Source organism: Crossiella sp. SN42 (assembly GCF_023897065.1).
Taxonomy (GTDB): domain Bacteria; phylum Actinomycetota; class Actinomycetes; order Mycobacteriales; family Pseudonocardiaceae; genus Crossiella.
Map to the genome: position 1 here is coordinate 56,580 of NZ_JAMHIV010000039.1, position 22,013 is coordinate 78,592.

At 70.5% G+C, this 22,013-nt stretch carries 23 protein-coding genes; 10 read left to right on the top strand and 13 right to left on the bottom strand.

Annotated elements, in window-relative coordinates:
- Positions 1 to 61 precede the first annotated feature (61 nt).
- From M8C13_RS36745 to hisC, 7 genes are all read right to left on the bottom strand, one after another.
- Positions 62 to 2,389, bottom strand: coding sequence for a chitinase C-terminal domain-containing protein (locus M8C13_RS36745; protein ID WP_252485453.1), 2,328 nt, complete (start codon positions 2,387 to 2,389; stop codon positions 62 to 64).
- A 251-nt stretch (positions 2,390 to 2,640) separates the two neighbouring features.
- On the bottom strand, positions 2,641 to 3,213 hold the full coding sequence (locus M8C13_RS36750; protein WP_252485407.1) for a hypothetical protein: 573 nt from the start codon (positions 3,211 to 3,213) through the stop codon (positions 2,641 to 2,643).
- A 14-nt stretch (positions 3,214 to 3,227) separates the two neighbouring features.
- Positions 3,228 to 4,451 carry a hypothetical protein gene (locus tag M8C13_RS36755; RefSeq protein ID WP_252485408.1) on the bottom strand — a complete coding sequence of 408 codons (1,224 nt, stop codon included), beginning with the start codon at positions 4,449 to 4,451 and terminating at the stop codon, positions 3,228 to 3,230.
- Positions 4,448 to 4,774, bottom strand: coding sequence for a hypothetical protein (locus M8C13_RS36760; RefSeq protein ID WP_252485409.1), 327 nt, complete (start codon positions 4,772 to 4,774; stop codon positions 4,448 to 4,450). Before M8C13_RS36760 ends, M8C13_RS36755 begins: the two co-directional genes overlap by 4 nt.
- The gene (locus M8C13_RS36765; protein ID WP_252485410.1) at positions 4,774 to 5,334 is read right to left on the bottom strand and encodes a YbaB/EbfC family nucleoid-associated protein; all 561 of its coding nucleotides are present in this window, start codon (positions 5,332 to 5,334) and stop codon (positions 4,774 to 4,776) included. Before M8C13_RS36765 ends, M8C13_RS36760 begins: the two co-directional genes overlap by 1 nt.
- Positions 5,335 to 5,473: 139 nt before the next feature.
- Entirely contained in the window at positions 5,474 to 6,508 is a 1,035-nt protein-coding gene (locus tag M8C13_RS36770; RefSeq protein ID WP_252485411.1) for an HAD-IIA family hydrolase, read from the bottom strand.
- 4 nt (positions 6,509 to 6,512) lie between these two features.
- Positions 6,513 to 7,565: a histidinol-phosphate transaminase gene (gene hisC, locus M8C13_RS36775; RefSeq protein WP_252485412.1), complete on the bottom strand. Its 1,053-nt coding sequence runs from the start codon at positions 7,563 to 7,565 to the stop codon at positions 6,513 to 6,515.
- A gap of 189 nt (positions 7,566 to 7,754) precedes the next feature.
- On the opposite strand from hisC, the gene M8C13_RS36780 reads away from it, so the two are divergent.
- Genes M8C13_RS36780 through M8C13_RS36790 form a run of 3 tightly spaced genes read left to right on the top strand, consistent with a single transcriptional unit; the run spans position 7,755 to position 11,106 of the window.
- The gene (locus tag M8C13_RS36780; RefSeq protein ID WP_252485413.1) at positions 7,755 to 8,954 is read left to right on the top strand and encodes an ABC transporter substrate-binding protein; all 1,200 of its coding nucleotides are present in this window, start codon (positions 7,755 to 7,757) and stop codon (positions 8,952 to 8,954) included.
- Complete coding sequence (locus M8C13_RS36785; protein ID WP_252485414.1) at positions 8,954 to 10,063, top strand: iron ABC transporter permease; 1,110 nt, start codon at positions 8,954 to 8,956, stop codon at positions 10,061 to 10,063. Before M8C13_RS36780 ends, M8C13_RS36785 begins: the two co-directional genes overlap by 1 nt.
- Positions 10,063 to 11,106 carry an ABC transporter ATP-binding protein gene (locus M8C13_RS36790; RefSeq protein WP_252485415.1) on the top strand — a complete coding sequence of 348 codons (1,044 nt, stop codon included), beginning with the start codon at positions 10,063 to 10,065 and terminating at the stop codon, positions 11,104 to 11,106. Before M8C13_RS36785 ends, M8C13_RS36790 begins: the two co-directional genes overlap by 1 nt.
- Here the strand turns inward: M8C13_RS36790 and M8C13_RS36795 are convergent.
- From M8C13_RS36795 to M8C13_RS36805, 3 genes are all read right to left on the bottom strand, one after another.
- The gene (locus tag M8C13_RS36795; RefSeq protein ID WP_252485416.1) at positions 11,066 to 12,043 is read right to left on the bottom strand and encodes an L-tyrosine/L-tryptophan isonitrile synthase family protein; all 978 of its coding nucleotides are present in this window, start codon (positions 12,041 to 12,043) and stop codon (positions 11,066 to 11,068) included. The genes M8C13_RS36790 and M8C13_RS36795 overlap by 41 nt on opposite strands.
- Before the next feature lie 120 nt (positions 12,044 to 12,163).
- Positions 12,164 to 13,441 (bottom strand): cytochrome P450, encoded by a 1,278-nt coding sequence (locus tag M8C13_RS36800; protein WP_252485417.1) that lies wholly within the window; start codon positions 13,439 to 13,441, stop codon positions 12,164 to 12,166.
- 427 nt (positions 13,442 to 13,868) lie between these two features.
- Positions 13,869 to 14,429: a sigma-70 family RNA polymerase sigma factor gene (locus M8C13_RS36805; RefSeq protein ID WP_252485418.1), complete on the bottom strand. Its 561-nt coding sequence runs from the start codon at positions 14,427 to 14,429 to the stop codon at positions 13,869 to 13,871.
- 70 nt (positions 14,430 to 14,499) lie between these two features.
- Between M8C13_RS36805 and M8C13_RS36810 the strand changes: the two genes are divergently transcribed.
- Complete coding sequence (locus M8C13_RS36810; RefSeq protein WP_252485419.1) at positions 14,500 to 15,240, top strand: zf-HC2 domain-containing protein; 741 nt, start codon at positions 14,500 to 14,502, stop codon at positions 15,238 to 15,240.
- Positions 15,241 to 15,294: 54 nt separating this feature from the next.
- Positions 15,295 to 16,596 (top strand): MFS transporter, encoded by a 1,302-nt coding sequence (locus tag M8C13_RS36815; RefSeq protein ID WP_256510331.1) that lies wholly within the window; start codon positions 15,295 to 15,297, stop codon positions 16,594 to 16,596.
- On the opposite strand, the gene M8C13_RS36820 is transcribed toward M8C13_RS36815, so the two are convergent.
- Entirely contained in the window at positions 16,583 to 17,203 is a 621-nt protein-coding gene (locus tag M8C13_RS36820; RefSeq protein ID WP_252485421.1) for a TetR/AcrR family transcriptional regulator, read from the bottom strand. The genes M8C13_RS36815 and M8C13_RS36820 overlap by 14 nt on opposite strands.
- 98 nt (positions 17,204 to 17,301) lie before the next feature.
- Here M8C13_RS36820 and M8C13_RS36825 point away from each other — a divergent pair, with 98 nt between their 5' ends.
- Together M8C13_RS36825 and M8C13_RS36830 are read left to right on the top strand one after the other, a co-directional pair.
- A complete protein-coding gene (locus M8C13_RS36825) occupies positions 17,302 to 18,105 on the top strand; it encodes a siderophore-interacting protein (protein ID WP_252485422.1) in 804 nt (267 codons plus the stop codon).
- Between the two features lie 43 nt (positions 18,106 to 18,148).
- The gene (locus M8C13_RS36830; protein WP_252485423.1) at positions 18,149 to 18,448 is read left to right on the top strand and encodes a DUF2218 domain-containing protein; all 300 of its coding nucleotides are present in this window, start codon (positions 18,149 to 18,151) and stop codon (positions 18,446 to 18,448) included.
- On the opposite strand, the gene tesB is transcribed toward M8C13_RS36830, so the two are convergent.
- Positions 18,445 to 19,404 carry an acyl-CoA thioesterase II gene (tesB, locus tag M8C13_RS36835; RefSeq protein ID WP_252485424.1) on the bottom strand — a complete coding sequence of 320 codons (960 nt, stop codon included), beginning with the start codon at positions 19,402 to 19,404 and terminating at the stop codon, positions 18,445 to 18,447. The genes M8C13_RS36830 and tesB overlap by 4 nt on opposite strands.
- 42 nt (positions 19,405 to 19,446) lie before the next feature.
- On the bottom strand, positions 19,447 to 20,877 hold the full coding sequence (pyk, locus tag M8C13_RS36840; protein WP_252485425.1) for a pyruvate kinase: 1,431 nt from the start codon (positions 20,875 to 20,877) through the stop codon (positions 19,447 to 19,449).
- A 198-nt stretch (positions 20,878 to 21,075) separates the two neighbouring features.
- On the opposite strand from pyk, the gene M8C13_RS36845 reads away from it, so the two are divergent.
- The 3 genes from M8C13_RS36845 (at position 21,076) to M8C13_RS36855 (ending at position 22,013) form a co-directional block, all read left to right on the top strand.
- On the top strand, positions 21,076 to 21,351 hold the full coding sequence (locus tag M8C13_RS36845) for a VanZ family protein (RefSeq protein ID WP_252485426.1): 276 nt from the start codon (positions 21,076 to 21,078) through the stop codon (positions 21,349 to 21,351).
- Positions 21,352 to 21,414: 63 nt separating this feature from the next.
- Entirely contained in the window at positions 21,415 to 21,717 is a 303-nt protein-coding gene (locus tag M8C13_RS36850; protein WP_252485427.1) for an urease subunit gamma, read from the top strand.
- Positions 21,714 to 22,013, top strand: coding sequence for an urease subunit beta (locus M8C13_RS36855; protein ID WP_252485428.1), 300 nt, complete (start codon positions 21,714 to 21,716; stop codon positions 22,011 to 22,013). The genes M8C13_RS36850 and M8C13_RS36855 overlap by 4 nt, the downstream gene beginning before the upstream one ends.

Genomic DNA, 22,013 nt, shown 5'->3' on the forward strand with positions numbered 1-22,013 from the left:
ATCTAACCCGGGGTGGGGCGGCCGGAGTGCGAGTTCCGGCCGTCCCACCCACTCGGCCGCCTCAGCAGGCGCCGAGGTCCTGCCACACCCCCCATTCGCCGGTGGCCCCTGGCTCCTCGCCCTTGGTCCACCACTTGGCCCGCCACTTCTTGCCCTTGTGCGAGACCTCGTTGCCCTGGGTGTAGGTCGCGTCCCGGTTCCAGGCCGCCACCGAACAGGCCGGGGGCGGAGTGGTGGTCGTGGTCGTGGTGCTGGTCGTCGTGCTCGTGGTGGTGCCGGTCGTGCTGCTGCTTGTGGTGGTCGTGGGGGTGCTGCCGCCGGCGCCGCGGGCGTGGTCCTGCTTGAGCCCGTAGGTCTTGCCGCCGAAGGTCAGCGTGAGGTTGGACGGGGTGGCGATGGGCAGGTAGTAGACGATCGCCACCTCGGCGCTGGCCCCCGGCGCCAGGCTCTGCCAGCCGGGCAGCTTCAGCGAGATCCGGTGCAGGTCGCCCTTGAGGCCGCCGATGTTCGGTCCACTGTGGTCGGTGCGGGTCACCGCGAGCGTCCAGCCGGACTGCTGCTGCATGTTGGCCGGGGCCGAGGTGCCGTAGTCGAACTGGAGGTCCGCGCCGCCGGGGATGGTCACCGTGGAGTTGTTGGTGATCTTCGCCTTGGGGCTGATCGGGTAGTTCGCGTCGCCGACCGGGAACTGGCCCAGTTCCACCGACACGTCAAGGGTTTCCGCCGGGGTGGTGTGCTTGGCCTTGCGGTTGCCGTAGGCCGAGCCGGTGCGGAACTTGTCGTACATCGTGGTGGTCAGCGTGGACCCCATGAAGTACTCGTTCTTGGCGGTGTCCTTGGCGTAGTCGCCGGCCAGCTCCCAGATCATGATGCCGCCCAGCCCGCGGTCGAGCACGTACTGCGCCTTGGCCGCGATGGACTGTTCGTCCTCTGTGGACAGGAACACCTTCTTCTGCTCGTTCCACAGCCAGGGCGCGACCAGGGTGCTGTCGTAGTGGCGGGTGTAGGCGCCGGTGATCGCGTGGTCGGGGTTGGCCGCCGGGTTCAGGCCGTACTGCGCGGCGTAACTGCCGAGCTTGCCGTCCTGGAGGTTCTTGGCGTGCCACATGGGGTTCGAGCCAGCCGGGACCTCCTTGCCCGCGGTGTCCAGGTCGTGCCAGAGGTTGTCCACCCCGACCGCCCCGTTGCCGCACGGCGTGGTCGACCCGACCGAGCCCCCGGTGCCTGCCGGGCACTTGGTCTGGTCGGGCAACGCGGCCTTGCCCCACAAGCCGTTGGTGCCACCGCTGACCCCGCGCCAGCCGCGGGTGTAGTACGGCACCCCGAGGTTGATCCGCCCGGCCTGCATGGCGCCGCGGAAGTAGTGGTAGGACCAGTCACCGTTGAGGTAGCCGATCCCGCCGTACTGCGGGGTGCTGTAGACGTTGCCCGCGGCCAGCTCGGCGTCCTTGCCGTCGTCGAAGAGCGCGGCGTTCGGGCCGACGAAGTGGTTCCACGCGCCGTGCAGGTCGTAGGACATCACGTTGACGTAGTCCAGGTACTGCAACACCTGGTGGGTCTCCATGCCGCGCAGCATGTAGCCGGAGGAGGGCGCGGCCACGGTCAGCAGGTAGTACTTGCCGTCGGCGGCCGAGGCCGCGTCCAGCTTCTCCCGCAGCGTCTTCATCAGCGCGTTGTACCCGGCCATCAGCTTGGCCCGGCGCGGGTTGGAGAAGGAGAAGTCGAGCGGGTTGCCCGAGTTCGGCATGGAGGTCGCGTACTCGTAGTCGATGTCCGCGCCGTTGAAACCGTAGCGGCGCACCAGGTCCACCACCGAGTCGGCGAAGGTGTTGATCGTCGACTGCGAGTCGGTCATGGTGTAGAAACCGCCGCTGGCAACGCGGTTGCCGCTGTCGTCGATGAACCCGCCGGTCTCCGCCCAGCCCCCGATGGAGATCAGCGACTTCACGTCGGGGTACTGCTTCTTATACTTGTTGAGCAGGTTGAAGTGCCCCTTGTACGGCAACGACGGATCCAGCTCCGCCCCGGCCACGCCAGGCCACTCCATGCCGGTGGAGGGGTTGTTCGGACCGTTGGCGCCCACCGATGCCTTGTTGTCCGCGCCGATGTGCGCGAAGGCGTAGTTGAGGTGGGTGACCTTGGTCCAGGGGATGTCCTTGGCCAGGTAGGCGGGCTGGCCGTTCTTGCCGGTGCGCCAGCTGGTGAAGTAGCCGATGATCCGGCGCGGGTGGTCCGCGCCCATCTTCTCCCGGCCCTCGGCGTCGTAGGCCAGGCAGTAGGGGACGTTCACGTTCGGCGTGCGGTAGAGCCCGTCGGGACGGCAGTCCTCGTTGGCCGCGGTGTCAGGCACCTCGGCCCGCGACTCCGGACTCCGCACCGCGACGAACATCAAACTCGCCAGCAAGGCAACCAGGGCGGCGAAAAGCGGCACCTTCCTGATCACGGTTCACCTCCAGGGGACAGCGGCGGCGGAGGCGGCTGTGTGCGCGTGCGCGCGGTCACAGTGGTGCAGGGTGCCCGAAAGGTAAGAGGTCCAGACCATCATCGTCAATAGGTCTGGACCACTGGGTTTGGGTGGTGATCTGGGCTGATCCGGTTGGCGGTACGGGGTTGGGGCCGGTTGCCGGGGTGGTCACGCTCTCACGTCCCTGCCGACCGACCAGGCGGGCGGACACCCGTCACCTGTTCCAGTCGCTTGGCCACTCCCAGCAGCAAGCCGAACTTGCGGCGGAACGCGCCCCCGTGCACCGGGTACCCCCAGGTGGTCTCCAGCACGCCGTCGCCGACGTGGACATCGCCCCCGATGACCGGACGGCGAAGCATCCACCACCGCAATCCCTCCCCGGCACGCAACCGAGGATCGTCGGCGTACACCCGGACCCGGAACAGGAACCGCTTGTACTCGATACCGCAGGCCGGCAGGTGCTCGAAGCCGTACAACTTCAGCGTGGTGCGGTACGACTCCCCGCCGTCACCGTCGGAGTCGCGCTTCTCCACAACCCGGAACCGGTATCCCCGGTACGTGCCGGAGAAACGAACGGTTTCCAGGTCCCGACCCCAGTACTTTTCCGAGATCTTGTGCTTCCAACCGTGTCTCTTCGCCAGCCAGTCCAGTTGGAACGAGCGAAAAGCCCCCACCCGGATCTCGTGCAGGACCAGCCACCCCAAGGGGACGACCACCGGAGAACCACCGACCACCAGGGCCAGCAGCAAGTACAGTGTGTCGCTCACAGGTCGAGGTCCCGCCGGGTCTGGTCATCGGCCTGGTCCCGGCCGGTGGCCTGCTCGCTTTCCAGTGATTTCTTGATGTCCTTGGCGTAGCCGGCCGCCTTGCTGATCCCCTTCGCCGGGTCCGGCTTCTCCTCCCACTTTCCGTCCGCCTCATCCCACTTTCCGGTCTTGACGTCCTCCCTTCCGATGAGCTTCTTGCCCTGCTCCTTGAGCGAATCCTTGAGCTTCTGCCCGCCACCGGCCTTCACTTGCTCCCAGGCGGACGGGCTGACCCGCTCCAACGTGTCCCGCCATTCGTCCCTGGTGAGCTCGCGCTGATCCTTCGCCTCCTTGTTCTTGTTGTCCTCCAGCCCTTTCTTGGCCTTGTCCAGGGCCGAGGTCTGGGTCTTGTCCAGGGTCTTGCCGCCCTTACCAGTCGAGGTGTCCATGAACTTCTGACCAGTCTTGGACTCGCGGAGCCAGCGCTGGAGCTTGGCGATCAGTTCCTTGATCTTGTTGAGCAGCTTGGTGAGGCGGCTGACCTTCTGGGTCGTCTTCACGGTGGTGCTGGCCACCTTGTAGGTGGTCACCGCACCGGCCACGGCAGTGGATCCGCCCAGGGTGATCTTCGCGGTGGCCAGGGCAACCAGCCAGGTAATGATCAACCATTCGATCAGGTCGGCCAGCAGGCCTCTGATGAACTCCTCCGCGACCTTCACGAGCATGCTGGATATGTGGAGCAATCCGGCGATGTCGCCGGCCTTGTCGGCGGTGCCCGCCACGCCGTCGAGGAAATCCCCGAGCCGGCCCCTGGCAGCGTCCGCGGCGGCGCCCGTCCAGTCCTTCAGGTCCTCCTTCAGCGTCGCGCTCAACTCCTTGCCGAACTCGACGATCTCCTTGCCCAGGTTGCTGAAGCCCTGGGCGGCCTTGGTCAGGGCATCCGAGTCGCCGGAAACGAGTTGGAGGGCTTCCTTCAGCGGCGTGCAGATGTTGATCAGAAAGCCGAGTCCCTGGTTGATCAGCCAGCCGAGTGGGTCGGTCATCGCGGAGATGGCGGTGCCGGCGCAGGAGGTGACGAAGCTCTTGGCGTCCGCGGCCACCGCGAGCACGTCCTGGCTGACGGTGGCGGTGTCCTTGCTGAAGTCGAGTTTGTTGAACTTGTCCGCGAGCTTGACCGCGCTGCCGATGCCCGCGGGCAAGTTGGGCGCGACGGTGCCTTCCCAGTAGCCAGGAGCGGTCATCGCGGTCCCTCCAGCTTCGCCTTGAGCTGCGTGGCCGATTGCTGGGCCGTCTCGTCAGCCTCGCGATAGGCGGCCGCGCATTCGGTGAGCTTCTCGCCGGCGTTGCCGGTGCCCTCGGCAAGCTTGCGCAGGAAGTCCCGGAAGTCGGCCACCATCGGGCGGTAGAGGAGCGCGAGTGGCTGGCCGATCAGGCCCCAGGCCAGCTCGGGCACCTCGGCGCCGGACAGCTTGCCCTTGAGGCCGTCGGCCTTGCCCGCCAGGCCCTTGACCTTGCCCGCGCAGTTGTCGATGCCGGTCAGGTTGGTCTTGAGCTTGCCGGACATCAGTGGTCCTCCCCGTCGTAGAGCTTGCGCAGGAACTCCTGCCCCGGGCTGAGCGAGGAAGGCGGCGGGGACTGCGCCGGGCGGGACGGGTTCGCCTCGTCCCTGGCGAACTGGCGGTCCGCGAAGTCCTCGTCCGGGTCCGCGGGACGGGGGGCGGGGCTGGTGGCCGAGCGGAGTTGCTCGACGGGGACGCCTAGCACCTCGGCTTGGGTTTCCAGGACCTGGTCCAGGATGTTGAGGTCCTCGCCCACATAGCGCTGGACGGTCTCGGCCTGGCGGCGGGCGCCTTCGGCCACGGCCGCTTGCACGGTGGCCATGACCGTGGCGGAGAGGGCTTGTGGGCCTCGGCGGAGGGCTTCTTCGGTGAACTGGATGTTCCGGATGGCGCCGCCCGGGCCCGCGGTGACCGTGACGCCCCGGTCGGGTGAGGTGGCCACGGCTTCGACCGCGGCGATCTCCTCGCGCATGCCGTCGTAGGCCGCCAGGCGGGCCTCTGCTTTTCTGCCTTGTTCCTGGAAACGCTCGAACTCCGCCACCAGTGAATCGAACTCCGCCGACACGACGGTCCCTCCCCCTCGCGCTCGCCCATTCCCCAACAGTCGCCCCCCAGCGCGCTGCGAACGTAGCAAGGCCGCGGGAGGTCGTGGTGGGGTTTGGCCGAACTCCGCCCGGAGGTGACCTGGGTGACACTCGAACGGCTCAGGCCGCCTGGCTGTCCGTGCTCAGCACGGTCCAGTAGGCCAGGGCGGTGTCCAGTGCGCAGTCCATTGTGGAGTCCGCGGCGAGCCAGGCGGCGGCGCACAGGGCGCGGGCGCCGTCGGTGTGGTTGGCCGGGTTGGTGGTGGTGAGCAGCAGGTCGCCGTGGGCCAGGTCGGCGGTCCAGGTTCCACAGTGGACGGTGGTGCCGGTGGTGACGAGGTCGTTGTGCGGCACCAGGAGGCCGCGCAGGTCGGCGGCTAGGTAGGTGGGACGGTGGTGTGGTGGGGCCGTGGCCAGGGTGCGGACGGTGGTGACGCCGGTGAGGACCAGCAGGCTGTCCAGGCCGCTGGCGTTGGCGCCCTCGATGTCGGTGATCAGGCCGTCGCCGACGACCAGGTGCGGGGGTTCGCTGCGGCGAACGGACTCGGTGAAGATGGCCTGTTGCGGTTTGCCCGCGACCAGGGGTTCCTTGCCGGTGGCCAGGCGGACGGCGGTGGCCAGCGCGCCGTTGCCGGGGGCGATGCCGCCCTCGCGCGGGACCGCCAGGTCCATGTTGGACACGATCCACGGGATGCCGCGGGCCACCGCGTAGGAGGCCTCCGCCAGCTGGCGCCAGTCCACGTCGGGGGCGAAGCCCTGGACCACCGCGGCCGGGTCGTCCCCGGCCGAGCGGACCGGGCGCAGGCCCACCTCGGCCAGGGCGAGCTCCAGGGAGGGGCCGCCGACGATCAGCACCGGGGAGCCCGGCGGGACCTGCTCGGCGGCCAGCCGGGCCGCGGCCTGGGCGGAGGTGACCACCTCGTCCGGTGCGACCGGCAGGCCAAAACCGCTGATCAGGGTGGCCACCTCGGCCGGGGTGCGGGAGGCGTTGTTGGTGACGAACAGGGTCCGCAGGGCGTGCCGGCGCGCTTGGGTCAGGGCCTCGGCGGCGTGCTCGACCGCGACCGAGCCGCGGTAGACCACGCCGTCGAGGTCCAGCAGCGCGGTCCGGTAGCGCCGGGCCAGTGGCTCGGCGCTGCCGCGCAGGACCCGCACCGGCTCAGCCCGGGAAGCTGCGGGCCGCGGCGAGCATCGCCTCGTTCTCCTCCGGGGTGCCGATGGTGACCCGCACGCCGTCGCCGGCGAAGCAGCGCAGCACCACCTTCTGCTCCACGCAGTGCTCGTTGAACGCGGTCGCGCGCTCGGCCAGCGGCAGCCAGACGAAGTTGGCCTGCGACTCCGGCACCTCGAAACCGATCTTGATCAGCTCGTCCCTGACCCGGTCCCGCTCCGCCGCGATCAGCCTGCACCGCTCCATCAGCTCGTCCTGCACCTCCAGCGAGGCGAGCGCGGCCGCGTGCGCGAACCGGTTTACCGAGAACGGGATCGCCACCTTGCGCACCCCGCCGGCGACCTCCGGCGAGGCCACGCAGAAGCCCACCCTGGACCCGGCCAGCCCGTAGGCCTTGGAGAAGGTGCGCAGCACGGCCACGTTCTGCCTGCCGCGGGCCAGCTCCAGGCCGTCCGGCACGTCGGGGTCGGTGACGAACTCGCGGTAGGCCTCGTCCAGCACCACCAGCACGTCCTCGGGCACCCGGTCCAGGAAGTCGACCAGCTCGTCCCGGCGCAGCGCGGTGCCGGTCGGGTTCAGCGGGTTGCTGACGAAGATCAGCCGGGTGCGCTCGTTGATCGCCTCCAGGGTGGCGGCCAGGTCGTGCCGGTAGCCGGGGGCCAGCGGCACGGTGTGCCGGATCGCGCCGACCACCTGGGTGACGATCGGGTAGGCCTCGAAGGAGCGCCAGGCGAAGAGCACCTCGTCCTGGGCCGTGCACAGCGCCTGCACCAGCTGCTGGCACAGCGCCACCGAGCCGCAGCCGATCGCGACCTGCGCGGCGTCCACACCGAAGGACTCGGCGACCCGGGTGATCAGGTCCTCGCTGCCCATCGCCGGATAGCGGTGCACCGAGGCGGCCGCCTCGCTGACTGCGGCCACGATCGCGGCCGGCGGCGGGTAGGACACCTCGTTGCTGGCCAGGTTGATCGCCCCGGCGATCTTCCGGCCGGGAACGTAGTCGGGCATCGCGGCAAGGTCGGCTCTGACTCGCACGGGCATGCCCGCATCCTTACACCGCTGACCTGGCCGGAGGAATAGCGCATGTGACGCCCGGACCGGTGACGGCTGCGTTCCGCGTCACAGTGCGTCGACATGCGGACACTTCCCGGTGAACTCGGCGGGAACTGAACCCGGTCGCGGCCCGACTATCACCATCGAGAGCCGATCCCGCACGTTCAGGAGTCACCGATGACCCGCACCACCGTCGCGCTGGCCGTCGCCAGCCTGCTGCTGCTGAGCGCCTGCGCGGGCGCGCCGGCGGCCGAGAGCGGGGACGCCGGGTGCGCGCGGAACCACGAAGCGGGCCGGGACTACTTCCCGGACAAGGTCAGCGCGCAGGTCTCGAAGCAGTGGCAGGTGGAGTACCGGCAGAACTACAAGCTGCTCAAGGTCAACGCCGGGCCCAAGACCAGCCTGGAGCAGACCGACACCGCGCCGCGCTCCTACGTGCTCTACCAGTGCGGCACCCCCGCCCCCGAGCTGACCGGCGAGCTCGCCGGGGCCACCGCGATCCGGGTGCCGGTGCGCAAGGCCATCGACAACCCGGCCACCCTGCTCGGCGCGTTCGAGGTGCTCGCCCCCGAGGTGCTGGCCGGGTACGGCGAGTTCCCCGGCGCGGAGACCGCGGACAAGCACCTGCCGCGGGTCAACAAGCGGATCATGGACAAGACCGCGGTCGGCGTCGGGCACGGCGACAAGCTGGACACCGAACGGGTGCTCAACCTCGGCCCGCAGGTGATGTTCGCCGCCAGCGGGGACAAGGCGCGCTTCGACAAGCTCGGCCAGGGCGGGGTGGGCGTGGTCTTCTACGACCCGTTCAACGAGACCCCGCTGGGCAGCGCGGAAGCGGTGAAGTTCCTGTCCCTGTTCACCAACGGCGAGGCCAAGGCCACCGCGCACTACACCGCGGTCGAGTCCCGCTACCGCGAGCTGACCGCGAAAGCCGGTGCGGCAGCGGCGAAACCGGCAGTGCTGGTCGGCATCAACGGCCACGGCCGGGACTTCCTGGCCCCGCAGAACGACTACCTGGAACCCACCCTGGTCCGCGACGCCGGTGGCCGGACCGTGTTCGACCTGCCCGGCAAGGCCCTGCAGCGGCTGCCGATGGAGACCATGATCGAGCGCGGCGCGAGCGCGGAGTTCTGGTTCCGGCCGGACTTCGTCGGCAAGGGCGCCACCGTCGCCAAGATCCTCGAAGGCGAGCCGCGACTGAGCCGGATCACCGCGCTGACCAGCGGAAAGGGCATCGACCGGGCCGACCCGAGGGTGTACGCGGCGGCCGGCCTGGTCAACCCGGACAAGCTGCTGGCCGACCTGGTCAGCGTGCTGCACCCAGACCTGCTGCCCGGTCATCAGCTGAGCTTCCTGCGCCGGATCGAGGCCGGCTGATGACCCAGGCGACGCTGCCGGGCACCGACACCCCACCCACGGCCCCACCCCGGCCGGCCCGCACTCCCGTCCGGGCCGGGTGGCGAGTGGCGCTGCTGGGCGGTCTCGGCGGCGTCGCCCTCCTGCTCGCCGTGCTCGCGGTCAGCCTCGGCTCGGTGCGCATCCCGGTGCCCGACGTGCTGCGCGCGATCCTCGGCCAGCCAACGGAAAGCCCGTCCTGGGCGTTCATCGTCACCGAGATCCGCATCCCGCGCACGATCACCGCGCTGCTGGCCGGAGCAGCGCTCGGGGTGGCCGGGCTGAAGATGCAGACCCTGTTCCGCAACCCGCTGGCCGACCCGCACCTGCTGGGCGTCAACGCCGGGGCCAGCTTCGGTGTCAGCCTGGTGCTGCTCGGCGGCGGCAGCGCGCTCACCGGCGGCGTGGCACTGTCCACAGTGGAGGGAATCGGCACGGTGGCCGCGGCCGCGCTGGGCGCTGCCGCGGTGATGGCGGTGATGCTGCTGGTGGCCGCGCTGATCCGGAGCACGGTGATCGTGATCGTGATCGGCGTGATGGTGAACGCCTTCGTGCTGGCCATGGTCGACATGCTGGTCTACTACGCCCAGCCCGAGTCGGTGAAGACCTTCACCGACTGGAGCGCGGGCAGCTTCCAGAGCGTCACCTGGCAGGCGCTGCCGGTGCTGGCCGGGATGGTGCTGGCCGGACTGGCGCTGGCGGTGCTCTCGGTCAAGCGGCTCAACCTGTTCCTGCTCGGCGAGAGCTACGCCGGGTCGCTCGGGGTGTCCGTGCGGGCCTTCCGCTGGACGCTGATGGCCGGGGCCGCGCTGCTGGCCGGGGCGGTCACCGCGCACGCCGGGCCGATCGCCTTCCTCGGCATCGCCGCCCCGCACCTGGCCCGCGGCCTGCTGCGCACCGCCGACCACCGCTACCTGATCCCCGGCGCGGCCGTGCTCGGCGCCACCATCGCGGTGGCCGCGAGCATCCTCACCCAGCTGCCCGGCAGCGAGGCGGTGCTGCCGCTGAACACCACCCTCGCGCTGCTCGGCGCGCCGGTGGTCACCTGGGTGCTGGTGCGTCTCGGTCGCGGCCGAGGGCTGGACGTGTGATGGGCGCGGAAGTGTTGCGCGCCAACGACCTCGCGGTTGGCTACCGGGCCAGGCGGCGGAGCCGGACCGTGCTCTCCGGGGTTGACCTCGGCCTGCGCGCGGGCGAGCTGGTCTGCCTGCTCGGGGTCAACGGCACCGGCAAGTCCACCCTGATGCGCACCCTGGCCGGGATGCAGCCGCCGCTGGCCGGATCGGTTGAGCTGACCGGGGTTCCGCTCACGTCACTGTCCAGAGTGGAGCGTGCGCGGCGGCTGGCCGTGGTGCTCACCACCAGGGTCCAGGTCGGCAACCTGCGCGGGATCGACCTGGTCGAGCTGGGCCGCGCGCCCTACACCGGCTGGTCCGGCAAGCTCAGCGCCGAGGATGAAACCGTGGTGCGGCAAGCACTTCGGCTCACCGGCGCGGAGTCGCTGGCCGAGCGGCTGCTGGACGAGCTCAGCGACGGCGAGCGGCAGCGGCTGATGGTCGCGCGGGCGCTCGCCCAGCAGCCCGCCGTGCTGCTGCTGGACGAGCCCACCGCGTTCCTGGACGCGCCCCGGCGGGCCGAGCTGACCGCGATGCTGCGCGGCCTCGGCCGGGCCACCGATCTGGCCGTGCTGCTCTCCACCCACGATGTGGAACTGGCCCTGCGCAACGCCGACGTCATCTGGCTGGTGCTGCCCGGCGGCGGGGTGGTCGCGGGCGCGCCGGAAGACCTGGTCCTGGACGGTGTCCTGGAACGGGCCTTCGGCGGCCGCGACCACACCTTCGACCCGCTGGCCGGCGGTTTCCAGGTGCGCGCCGAGGTGCACGGCACGGCGCGGATCACCGGCGCGGGCGCGGAGCTGGCCGAGGTGTGGACCCGGCGGGCGCTCCAGCGCTGCGGTTACCGGATCGACGACTCGGCCGGGGTGGTGGACGTCGAGGTGGGCTGCCACCGCACCGCGGACGGCCACCGGTGGAAGGTGGCCACCGAGGCCGGGAACAGCGAGCACGACTGCCTGGCCGGCGTGGCCGAGGAGATCAGGCGGACACCGCGACGTAGTGCGACGGACGGCCGTTGAGCCACACCGGCTCGCCGATCTTGGCCGCGTCGATCCGCTTCATCAGGGTGTAGTTGTGCTCCCCGCGCTGCTGCACGGCCACCGAGTGCCAGGGGGTCAGCCAGCAGTCCGGCGAGCCGAGCAGCATGATGCCGAACTTGGGCCCGCCCACCGGCTGCGGGTGGATGGACAGCCGGACCTGCTTGGCGTGGTACTTCGCGATCAGGTCGCCCCAGGCCCGGCTGCGCTGGATCACCCCGTAGGCGCGCTGGCGGCACTCCCGCTGCAACGCCGACTTGGTGCCCTCGAAGTCACCGGCGTCCTCCACCAGGAACCGGGTGATCCCCCGGTACAGCCGCAACGCCTTGCCACCGGCGCGGACCTCCTCGCGCAGCGACTCCTCCGGCTCGGCGAACTCCTCGGTCAGGATCCGCCGCTTCTCCTCGAAACTGGCCTGTCCGTAGACGTTCTCCAGGCTGAAGGTGTCGATCGAGTCGAAGCCGCCCCAGGTGATCATCTGGCGCAGCGTCTCGGCGTACTCGTCGATGTGGTGGTCCGGCACCTTGATCAGGTCGCCGAAGACATGCCCGTCGGAGCAGATCAGCATCCGCGCGCCGGGCGGGTAGACCTCACGGACCCGCTCGGTCAGCCCGTGCAGGAACCGCAGCGAGAGCAGCTCGCCCAGGTCCGGCAGGTGGCCGAACACCTTGTCGTTGTTGGGCGACTTGCACGGGAACGCGGGCAGGGTGAACACGATCGGCTCGCCCGCGCTGACGAACTCGCGTAGCTGGGACAGCTGGTCGGCGAAGGCGGTGCGGATCTCGCCGTCGGCATAGGTGTCGTCGGCCTCCGCGCGCCGGTACGGCAACAGGATCCGCAGGATCGACTCGCAGGTCTCCGCCACGGCTAAGGCGTGGTCGGAGCCTGCCGCGGACAGGGTGGTCGTGGTGGGACTCATGGCGTGCCTCCAGTGCTGCGCGCAGCATCCATCGCGCCGGGTGCGCGCCCGGCGGGGACGGGAATGTGGTTCTCGGACGGGACAACCGGGGGTCACGACCCCGGCGGGATCGCGGTCAGTTCAGGCGAGTGCGGGCTGGGCCCGCGCGTGCTCGAAGGTCACCGGCAGCCGGGCCACCCCTCGGCCCAGCACCGCCTGGATCCACTCCAGGTCCTGCGCGGGCACCGCGAGGCGCAGCCCTGGCAGGCGGCGGACCAGCGCGGAGATCGCGGTCTGGCCCTGGATCCTGGCCAGTGCCGCGCCGGGACAGAAGTGGATGCCGTGCCCGAAGGCCAGGTGCGGGTTGGGCGAGCGGGTGAAGTCCAGCCGGTCGGGGTCGGCGAAGCGCCGCCCGTCCCGGTTGGCCGCGCCCAGGGAGACGATCACCGACTCGCCCGCCGGGATCGGCACCCCGTGCAGCTCGCTGTCCTCGCGGAAGAAGCGCCAGGTGGTGATCTCGAACGAGCCGTCGTAGCGGAACAGCTCCTCCACCGCGCCCGGCAACAGCTCCGGGCGCTGAGCCAGCTCGGCGAACTCGGCCGGGTGGTCCAGCAGGGCCACCGTCATGGTGGTGATCTGGTTGGTCACCGGCTCCTGCCCGGCGGCGAACAACTGGAAGATCATCGAGCTGAGCTCGTGGTCGGCCAGGTCACCGGCCTCGTTGGCCCGCACCAGCGCGGAGAGCAGGTCGTCGGCCGGGTGTTTCCGCTTGTGCGCCACCAGTTCGGCGATGTAGTCCTGGCACCCCTCCAGCAGTGCCAGGTACGCCGGACGGCCGGGCTCGTTGGGCCCCACCGGCGCGACCACCTTGCGCCACTCCGGGCGGAACCGGGCCCGGAACTCCGCGTCGATGCCCAGCACCTCGCTCAGCGCCAGGAACGGGAACTCCGCGGCGAAGTGCTCGACCAGGTCCGCGCTGCCGCCCCTGCGCACCTGCGCGACCACGTCGTCCAGCAGCGACTCGGCGATCTCGGCCACCTTGGCCCGCAGCGCGGCCATCCGGCGCGGGGAGAAGGAGTCGGTGACGTGCCTGCGCATCCTGGTGTGCGTCGGCGGGTCCTGGTGCAGCAGGTGCGCCTGCAACCGGCCGTGGTACGGCTCCGGCATGCTGGCCGAGAGCCTGCGCCACTGCTCGCCACCGTGCCGGTGGTCCTTGGACAGGCGCGGGTCGGCCAGGGTGGACACGGCCGCGTCGTAGCCGGTCACCAACCAGCCCACCACGCCACTGGGGAAGGCGACCCGGTGCACCGGGCCCTGCTCACGCAGCCGCGCGTAGACCGGGTACGGGTCGCGCTTGAAGTCCCTCGTGTGCAGGAAGACCGGTTCCCTGGGGCGCGGCGAGTGATCTGACAACGGCACAGCTCCTCCTCATGTCCTCAATCAGGGTCGGTGGCGACCCGCGGCGAGTTCCTCGGCTCTGTTGTGCCGGTACTCACGGTCCGGCCTGCGCCATTCGGCGGCAGGTGTCCTTGGAGGAGGAGGACACATACCGCGTAGTGGTCGAACGGAGCAGGCCTGGTTCTTTGGTAGCACGAAAACTTTGCTCGGGAATCCGTCACTGGAACCTAGCAGCGGCCAGAACTGCCGGGTGCCTGCTTCAAAATCTCGTATCGCTGCTTGAAAACTTGCCCCTCGTTCGGCATCCGGGCTGTTCAGGGGAACGCGTCAGCCACAACCCGGCAAAGGGCCTGGATCGGCAGATGTCAAACAGGTCTCAGCTGGCACGGGTCACGGAATTAACCGGCCAGCAGGAAGAACCGGACAAACCCCAGACTCGCGCCTGCCGTCACTCGCTGGCGGCGGAGCGGCGCGGGCCCTCGCCCAGCGCCTGCACCAGCTCCTGGCGCGCCCTGGCCACCCTCGACCGGATGGTGCCCACCGGGCAGCCGCACACCTCGGCCGCCTCGGCGTAGCCAAGGCCGATGACCTGCGTCAGCACGAACGCGGCCCGCTGGTCCTCGCCCAGCTCGCGCACGGCCAGCTGCAGCGCGACCGCCTCGTCCACCCCCGGGGTGACCGGGGTGGCGCGCTCGGCGCTGTCCTGCCAGTCGACCCCGCCGGAGATCCGCGGCCGGGCCATCGCGGAGCGGATCTGGTCCACCGCGACCCGGCGGGCGATGGAGAGCAGCCAGGTGCGGGCGTGGCTGCGGCCAGCGAAGCGGTGCACGCTGCGCAGCGCCCGGACAAAGGTCTCCTGGGTGAGGTCCTCGGCCTCCTCGCGGCCGGCCAGGTGCACCAGGAACCGCCAGACCTCGCGCTGGGTGGCCCGGATGAAGGACGCGGCCGCGACCTGGTCGCCCCGGCCGGCGGCCAGCGCCCACTCGGTGATCTGGGTGTCATCGGCCATGGCCGGAACTCTAACCACGAACAGGGGAACGGAGGGAACCGGACGAGGGTTCAGTCCGACCTTGAAAGACGTGGACTGCTCGAAGTACCAGGAGCTGCTCTCCGCGCGGCTGGACGGCGAGGAGCCGCCGCCCGCGGCGCGGCTGGACGCGCACCTGGACACCTGTGAGGACTGTTCCGCCTGGTACGAGCGGGCGGCGCGGATCACCCGGCTGGCCAGGACCGGGGTGGCCGAGGCCGGGCCGGACCTGGTCGCCGCCGTGCTCGCCGAGGCCGCGCCGCGGCGCAGGGTGAGCCTGGTCGCGGCGCTGCGCTGGGCGCTGGGCCTGCTCGGCATCACCCAGGTCACGCTGGCCATGTCGGTCTTCCTCAGCCCCGGCGGCGGCGACCACCACGGCACGGGCCTGCTGGCGGCCGGCGCCACCCACCTCTCGCACGAGAGCGCGGCCTGGAACCTGGCGCTCGGGGTGGCCTTCGGCTGGGCGGCGCTGCGCACCCGGCAGGTGGCCGGGCTGGTGCCGGTGCTGGCCACGTTCGTGGTGGTGCTGTTCGGGGTGAGCCTGCTGGACCTGCTGCGCGGCGGGGTGGCGCCGACCAGGGTGGCCGCGCACCTGGTGGCGCTGGCCGGACTGGTGCTGATCGTGCTGCTGGCCCGCTTCGGCGGTTCCCGGCACCGGCCCGCGCCCGCCGACCTGGTCGAGGACGAGGACCAGGACATTCCGCCTGGTTTGTTTCCGGTTACTGATATTCCCCAACTGAAACGGGGACGTCCCGGCACCGCGAGTGCCGCGCACCGCAGGCACGTGGCCTGATTGATGCGTGAAATTCACCAGCGTAATCAATGGTCGCTGGTGTTCGCCGCCGGAATGGTCGCGTTCACCTCGCTGTTGACGATGAACAGTGTGAACATCGCGTTACCGACGATGCAACACGAATTTGACGTGCCGCCCAGCGCGGCGCAATGGATCGTGCTCGCCTATCAGCTGCCGTTGATCGCGCTGGTGCTGCCCAGCGGCCGCTGGCTGGACCTGGTCGGCCCCCGGCCCGCGCTGGCGCTGGCGGTCGGCGGGTTCGCGCTGACCAGCGTGGCCGCCGCGGCCGCCGGTGAGTTCGCGGTGCTGGTGCCGGTGCGGGTCCTGCAAGGCTGCTTCGGCGCGCTGATGCTCGCGCTGACCCCGGCGCTGGCCGGCCGCGCGGTCCGGCCGGAGGCCAGGGCGCGGGCGATGAGCGTGCTGGCCACGCTCGGCCCACTGGGCGCGCTCACCGGTCCCGCGCTCGGCGGCCTGCTGCTGGAGTCCTTCGGCTGGCCCGCGGTGTTCCTGCTGAACGTGCCGATCTGCTTGCTGGTGCTGGGAATCGGCCTGCGCGCGATCCCGGCCGGGCGTCCCTTGTGCCTGCCGGACCGGAGCTGGCTGACCGAGGCCGCGCTGGTCGCGGGCGCGGTGAGCGCGGTGCTGCTCGGGGTGAGCTTCGCGGCCACCGACGGCCTGCCCTGGCTCGGCCTGCTGCTGCTCGCGGCGCCGCTGTTCCTATTGTGGCGCAAGCGTTCCACCAGTGCCGAGGTGCTGGAGCTGCTGCGCCGCCCGGGAATGGCCGGTCCGCACCTGACCTTGCTGGGCATCGGCCTGGCCTTCGCCGCGATGAACCTGGTCCTGCCGTTCTACCTGCAACGGGTGCTGCACGTCGACGCCGCCACCACCGGGCTGACCGTGCTGGCCTTCCCGGTGGGCATGGTGCTGGCCGGACCGCTGGGCGGGGTGCTCGGTGACCGCTGGGGGGCCCGCCGCACCGGCCTGCTCGGCGTGGCCGTGGTGGCCGCCGGCCTGCTGCTGGTGCTGCCGCTTTCCGAGTCCTGGCAACCGGTCGACCTGGCCTGGCGGCTGCTCGCGGCCGGGCTGGGCATGGGCCTCTACGGCGGTCCGGTGCAGTCCCTGGCCATCGGGGCCGCGCCGCGGAGCCGGATCGCGACCACCGCGGCGACCATCCAGCTGGCCCGCGGCATCGGGTTCGCGCTCGGTCCGGCGCTGGCCACCACGCTGTGGGCGGCCAGCGGCTACACCCTCTCCGGGATGCGACTGGGACTGGGTCTCGCGGTACTGGCGGCCGCGGCGACGCTGCCCGCGCTGACGCTGTCCCGGCCGAAGGTCGCGGTGGTCAGCCCGCGGTGAGGTAGCGCGTGAGCATGGCCACCAGCTCATGCTCCAGGCGGTCGAGGTCGATCGGGCTGGGCGCGCCGATCTGCTGGTGCACCACCAGTTCCACCGTGGAGACCACCAGCCTGGCCGCGGTCTCGGTGTCGGCCACCGTGACCTCGGGGTGCTGGTCGAGCAGGTCGCGGGCGAAGGCCACCAGGTCCCGCTCCTGCCGCTCGATCTTGGCCAGCAGCTCCGGCGAGCGGGGCGCCTGCTCGAACATCACCCTGAGCAGCTGCGGGTCCTCGCGGTGGTTCTCGATCGCGGTGCGCACGAACACCCGGAGGATCTCCTCGATCGAGCGCGGCAGCTCGGCCTGGGTGCTCAGCCGGGTGGCGGTGATCCCGGCGTCCAGGTGCCTGCTCACCAGCTCCAGCAGGATCGCGTCCTTGTTCGGGTAGTACTGGTACAGCGAGCCGATGGAGATCCGGGCGCGCTCGGCGATCCGGTTCGTGGTGCCCGCGGCGTAGCCGTGTTCGGCGAAAACCTGAGCAGCCGCGGTGAGGATCCGCTGCCGGGTCAGCTCGGCCCTGGCCTGGCGGGGCTGTTTGCGCGGGTGGAGACGGCGCCGCTCCGACGTCATGGCACCTCCTGGTCAGCGGGACGAAAGCGAGTAGACCACGAACTGAGTTATTGCTCATAATAGCGCTCTGACCTGCGAAAACCCAGATTGGTGCCGTGATGCTGCGCAAAGTCCACAAGTCGGCCGCCCGCAAGATGATCACCCTGGAGGTGCTGGGCCGGACCACGCTGAGCCCGCACTTCGTCTCCGTCACCCTCGGCGGCCCCGAGCTGGCGCACCTGGAGTCCTCCGGGTTCGACCAGGGCGTGCGCCTGTTCTTTCCGCGCGAAGGGCAGTCCGGCCTGCGGATGCCCACGCTGTCCAGCGAGGCCTGGCTGGCCGAGTTCATGCTGCTGCCCAAGACGCGCAGGCCCTGGGTGCGCAACCTGACCATCCGCCGGTTCCGGCCCGAGCGAAGTGAGATCGACATCGAGTTCGCGGTGCACGGCGACTCGCCGATGTCGCGGTGGGTGCGCCGGGTCCAGCCCGGCGACCCGGCCGGGATCTTCGACATCGGCCGCACCTACCTGCCCGCCGCGCACGCGCGGTGGCAGCTCCTGGTCGCCGACGAGAGCGCGCTGCCCGCCACCCTGTCGATCCTGGAACAGGCCCCGGAAACCCTGACCGCACAGGTGTTCCTGGAGGTGCCCGAGGCCGCGGACATCCGCGCGGACCTCACCGCGCCACCCGGAGTTCGAGTGCACTGGCTGCCACGCACGGACCCGCACCAGCGGCCGGGCGTGCTCGCGCTGGACACCGTCCGCGCGGCCGAGCTGCCGCCGGGCCCCTGCTACGCCTGGGTCGCCGGGGAGTCGAAGCTGGCCACCGGGCTGCGCCGGCACCTGGTCGGCGACCGCGGCCTGGCCAAGCCGGACATCGGCTTCGTCGGGTACTGGCGGCACGGCCGGTCCAGCCCCGGCTGAATAACTAAGGTAAACCTAACAAGTCTTTAGCTATGCTCAGGACATGACAACTTCACTGCTCAGCGCCGAGGCCGCGGTCAGCACCGACCGCCCCTCGCGCTACCTCACCCAGCTGTGCAAGCACTTCGCGCACAAGATCGAGGCCGCCGAGTTCTCCGAGGAACGCGGCGACCTCACCTTCGGCGCCGGCAAGGCCGAGCTGACCGCCGAGACCGGCATCCTGCGCCTGCGCGTGCACGCCGACTCCGAGGAGAACCTGGAGCGGATGCAGCACGTGGTGGGCAGCCACCTGGTGCGCTTCGACCAGCGCGACGAGCTCGCGGTGGACTGGTCCCGCGTCTAGAGCGGGGATTCGGTGGCCAGCCGCATGAGGCCTTCCTGCACGACCGTGGCGACGAGCTGGCCGTCGGCCGAGAAGAACCGGCCGGTGGCGAGCCCGCGCCCGCCCGAGGCGCTCGGCGAGACGCAGTCGTAGAGCAGCCACTCGTCGGCGCGGAACGGCCGGTGGAACCACATCGCGTGGTCCAGGCTGGCGCCGATCACGCCGTCGGAGCCCCAGTTCAGGCCGTGCCTGGCCAGCACCCCGTCGAGCAGGGTCATGTCCGAGCAGTAGGCCAGCAGGCACACGTGCAGCAGGTCGTCGTCCGGCACCTTGCCGTCGGCGCGCATCCACACCTGGTTGTTGGCCTGCTCGCGCGGGCCGGAGTCCTTGGACACCCACGGCGGGTCGGTCACGTATCGAACGTCGATCGGCCTGGGCATGGTCGCCCACGCCTTGAGCTGCTCGCGGTAGGGCGCGGTGCGCTCGGCATACGTCGGCAGGGTCTCCGGCGCCGGCACCTTCGGCATCTCGGTGGCGTGCTCCAGACCCTCCTCGACCACCTGGAAGGAGGCGGACAGCGAGAAGATCGCCTTGCCGTGCTGCACGGCCACCACGCGGCGGGTGGTGAAGGAGCGGCCGTCCCGGATCCGGTCCACCTCGTAGACGATCGGCACCCTGGGGTCGCCGCCGCGGATGAAGTAGGCGTGCAGCGAGTGCACCTTGCGCTCCGACGGCACCGTGCGGCCCGCGGCGACCAGCGCCTGACCGGCGACCTGACCACCGAACACCCTGGTCGGCGAGATCGAGGGACTGACCCCGCGGAAGATGTTCTCCTCGATCTTCTCCAGGTCGAGCAGCGCGACCAGGCGGTCGAGGATCGGCTGGCCGTGCGGCACTCCGTCCAGGGCCAGGGGCGCGGGGTGCGCTCCCTGGGCCCCGGTCGGATCGGCGGCTGCGGCGCGGGCTGCCTCAGTCACGTCTAGACACTCCCCATCGGGCGCTAGGCCCAGGTGAGTGACCTACGCGTGGTCCTCTTCACCCAGGCGGTGTACGCGGATGAGGTTAGTCGAGCCCACGGTCCCGGGCGGGGAACCTGCGACGATGACCACAAGGTCACCCTCCTGGTACCGGCCGATGGACAGCATCGCCTGGTCGCACTGGCGGACCATGGCGTCGGTGGAGTCCACCTCGGGCACCAGGAAGGTCTCCACGCCCCAGCTCAGCGACAGCTGGCTGCGCACCTCGGCCTCCGGGGTGAAGGCCAGCAGCGGCAGCGTGGTGTGCAGGCGGGCCAGCCGCCGCACGGTGTCACCGGACTGGGTGAAGGCGACCAGAGCCTTGGCGTTGAGGCGCTCGCCGATGTCGCGGGCGGCGTAGGAGATCACGCCGCGCTTGGTCCTGGGCACGTGCGTCAGCGGCGGGACCGTGTCCGTGGTGGTCTCGGTCTCGACGTACCGGACGATCCGCGCCATGGTCTCGACGGTCTCGATCGGGTAGCGCCCGACGCTGGTCTCCCCGGAGAGCATGACCGCGTCCGCGCCATCGAGCACCGCGTTGGCCACGTCGGAGGCCTCGGCCCTGGTGGGGCGCGAGTTCTGGATCATCGAGTCCAGCATCTGGGTGGCCACGATGACCGGCTTGGCGTTCTCGCGCGCGATCTGCACCGCCCGCTTCTGCACCACCGGCACGTGCTCCAGCGGCAGCTCCACGCCCAGGTCGCCGCGGGCCACCATGATGCCGTCGAAGGCCAGCACGACGGCCTCCAGGTTGTCGACCGCCTCCGGCTTCTCCAGCTTGGCGATCACCGGCAGCCTGCCGTTGCCGACCCGGTCCATCACCTGGTGCACCAGGTCGATGTCGGCGGGCGAGCGCACGAAGGACAGGGCGATGAAGTCCACGCGCAGGCTGAGCGCGAACTCCAGGTCCTCGATGTCCTTCTCGCTCAGCGCGGGCACGGAGACGTCCATGCCGGGCAGGGAGATGCCCTTGTTGTCGCTGACCGTGCCGCCCTCGGTCACGTCGCAGACCACGTCCTGGCCCTCGACGCCGACCACGGTCAGCCCGACCTTGCCGTCGTCGACCAGCATGCGGTCGCCCGGCTTGGCGTCCTCGGCCAGCCCCTTGTAGGTGGTGGAGACGCGGTCGTGCGTGCCCGCGATGTCCTCGACCGTGATGCGCACCCGGTCACCGGTGCGCCATTCGACCGGCCCGTTGGCGAAACGCCCGAGCCTGATCTTGGGTCCTTGCAGGTCGGCCATGATGCCGACCGCCTTGCCGGCCTCGTCACTGGCCTGGCGCACGATGTCGTAGATCTGCTTGTGGTCGGCATGGGTGCCGTGACTGAAGTTCAGCCGGGCGACGTCCATGCCAGCGGCAACCAGGTCGCGCACCTTCTCAGGGGTCCCCGTAGCGGGCCCCATCGTACAGACGATCTTCGCTCGTCGGCTCACGGTCTAGGAGCTTAGCTCGCTGCTGTACCGATCACGGTACCGATACGGGAACTTGTCCACCTTGTTCCGGCAAGATGAAGAACTGTGCGTCAAGCGAACGTTCGGGTGTTCCCTTTTGTCGCCGCCGCGCTACTGAGCGTTGTGGTTCTGTTCACTCCGGCGTCAGGTGTGCCATCCGCGCCGCCCGGCACGGACAAAGTGATCCACTTCAGCCTGTTCGCGCTACTGGCGGTCACCGGGCTGCTCGCCAGGTTCCCGCCGCGGCCGCTGGTCTTCGGACTCATCGGCTGGGCCGGGCTCTCCGAGTGGCTCCAGGCGGTGCTGCCGATCGGCCGGACCGGCGGCGTGCCGGACGCGGTCGCCGACCTGCTCGGCGTCGCGGCGGCGGTGACGCTGTGGTTCTGGGTGCGACGACTGCGGAGTTCCCGGCGCCGTTCGGGTTCAGTCGATCGGGGGAATGTTTCGGGCGAGTGAACTCCGCGCCGGGCGGGACCGGGTTCGTTGGCCGGGAGCCGATCACCGCCTAGGTTCTGAAGGATGCGTCTGTCGCCCCGCGAGCAGGAGAAGTTGCTCGTCCACGTGGCCGCCGACCTGGCGGCCCGGCGCCGCGCCAGAGGGCTGCGGCTCAACCATCCCGAGGCGGTCGCCCTGCTCAGCTCGCACGTCCTGGAGGGCGCGCGGGACGGCCGCACGGTCGCCGAGCTGATGGAGTCCGGCCGTTCCGTGCTGACCAGGGCGGACGTCCTGGAGGGGGTGCCGGAGATGCTGCACTCGGTGCAGGTCGAGGCGACCTTCCCGGACGGCACCAAGCTGGTCACCATCCACGAGCCGATCCCGTGATCCCCGGCGAGGTCTTCCCGGCGCAGGGCCGGATCGAGCTGAACGAGGGCGCGCCCCGGCTGCGGCTGCGGGTGGCCAACACCGGCGACCGGCCGGCCCAGGTCGGCTCGCACTACCACTTCGCCGAGGTCAACTCCGCGCTGGAGTTCGACCGGGCCGCCGCCCAGGGTCACCGGCTGGACATCCCGGCGGGCACCTCGGTGCGGTTCGAGCCGGGCGTGGTGCGCGAGGTGGACCTGGTGCCGCTGGCCGGCAGGCGCGTGGTGCCCGGCCTGAGCCTGAGGAGGCCGGAGTGA

Coding starts and splice junctions, on each gene's coding strand:
- M8C13_RS36745 (WP_252485453.1), bottom strand. CDS start 2,389: ATGTTCGTCGCGGTGCGGAGTCCGGAGTCGCGGGCCGAGGTGCCTGAC.
- M8C13_RS36755 (WP_252485408.1), bottom strand. CDS start 4,451: ATGACCGCTCCTGGCTACTGGGAAGGCACCGTCGCGCCCAACTTGCCC.
- M8C13_RS36760 (WP_252485409.1), bottom strand. CDS start 4,774: ATGTCCGGCAAGCTCAAGACCAACCTGACCGGCATCGACAACTGCGCG.
- hisC (WP_252485412.1), bottom strand. CDS start 7,565: ATGCCCGTGCGAGTCAGAGCCGACCTTGCCGCGATGCCCGACTACGTT.
- M8C13_RS36780 (WP_252485413.1), top strand. CDS start 7,755: ATGACCCGCACCACCGTCGCGCTGGCCGTCGCCAGCCTGCTGCTGCTG.
- M8C13_RS36785 (WP_252485414.1), top strand. CDS start 8,954: ATGACCCAGGCGACGCTGCCGGGCACCGACACCCCACCCACGGCCCCA.
- M8C13_RS36790 (WP_252485415.1), top strand. CDS start 10,063: ATGGGCGCGGAAGTGTTGCGCGCCAACGACCTCGCGGTTGGCTACCGG.
- M8C13_RS36795 (WP_252485416.1), bottom strand. CDS start 12,043: ATGAGTCCCACCACGACCACCCTGTCCGCGGCAGGCTCCGACCACGCC.
- M8C13_RS36805 (WP_252485418.1), bottom strand. CDS start 14,429: ATGGCCGATGACACCCAGATCACCGAGTGGGCGCTGGCCGCCGGCCGG.
- M8C13_RS36815 (WP_256510331.1), top strand. CDS start 15,295: ATGGTCGCGTTCACCTCGCTGTTGACGATGAACAGTGTGAACATCGCG.
- M8C13_RS36820 (WP_252485421.1), bottom strand. CDS start 17,203: ATGACGTCGGAGCGGCGCCGTCTCCACCCGCGCAAACAGCCCCGCCAG.
- M8C13_RS36825 (WP_252485422.1), top strand. CDS start 17,302: ATGCTGCGCAAAGTCCACAAGTCGGCCGCCCGCAAGATGATCACCCTG.
- M8C13_RS36830 (WP_252485423.1), top strand. CDS start 18,149: ATGACAACTTCACTGCTCAGCGCCGAGGCCGCGGTCAGCACCGACCGC.
- M8C13_RS36850 (WP_252485427.1), top strand. CDS start 21,415: ATGCGTCTGTCGCCCCGCGAGCAGGAGAAGTTGCTCGTCCACGTGGCC.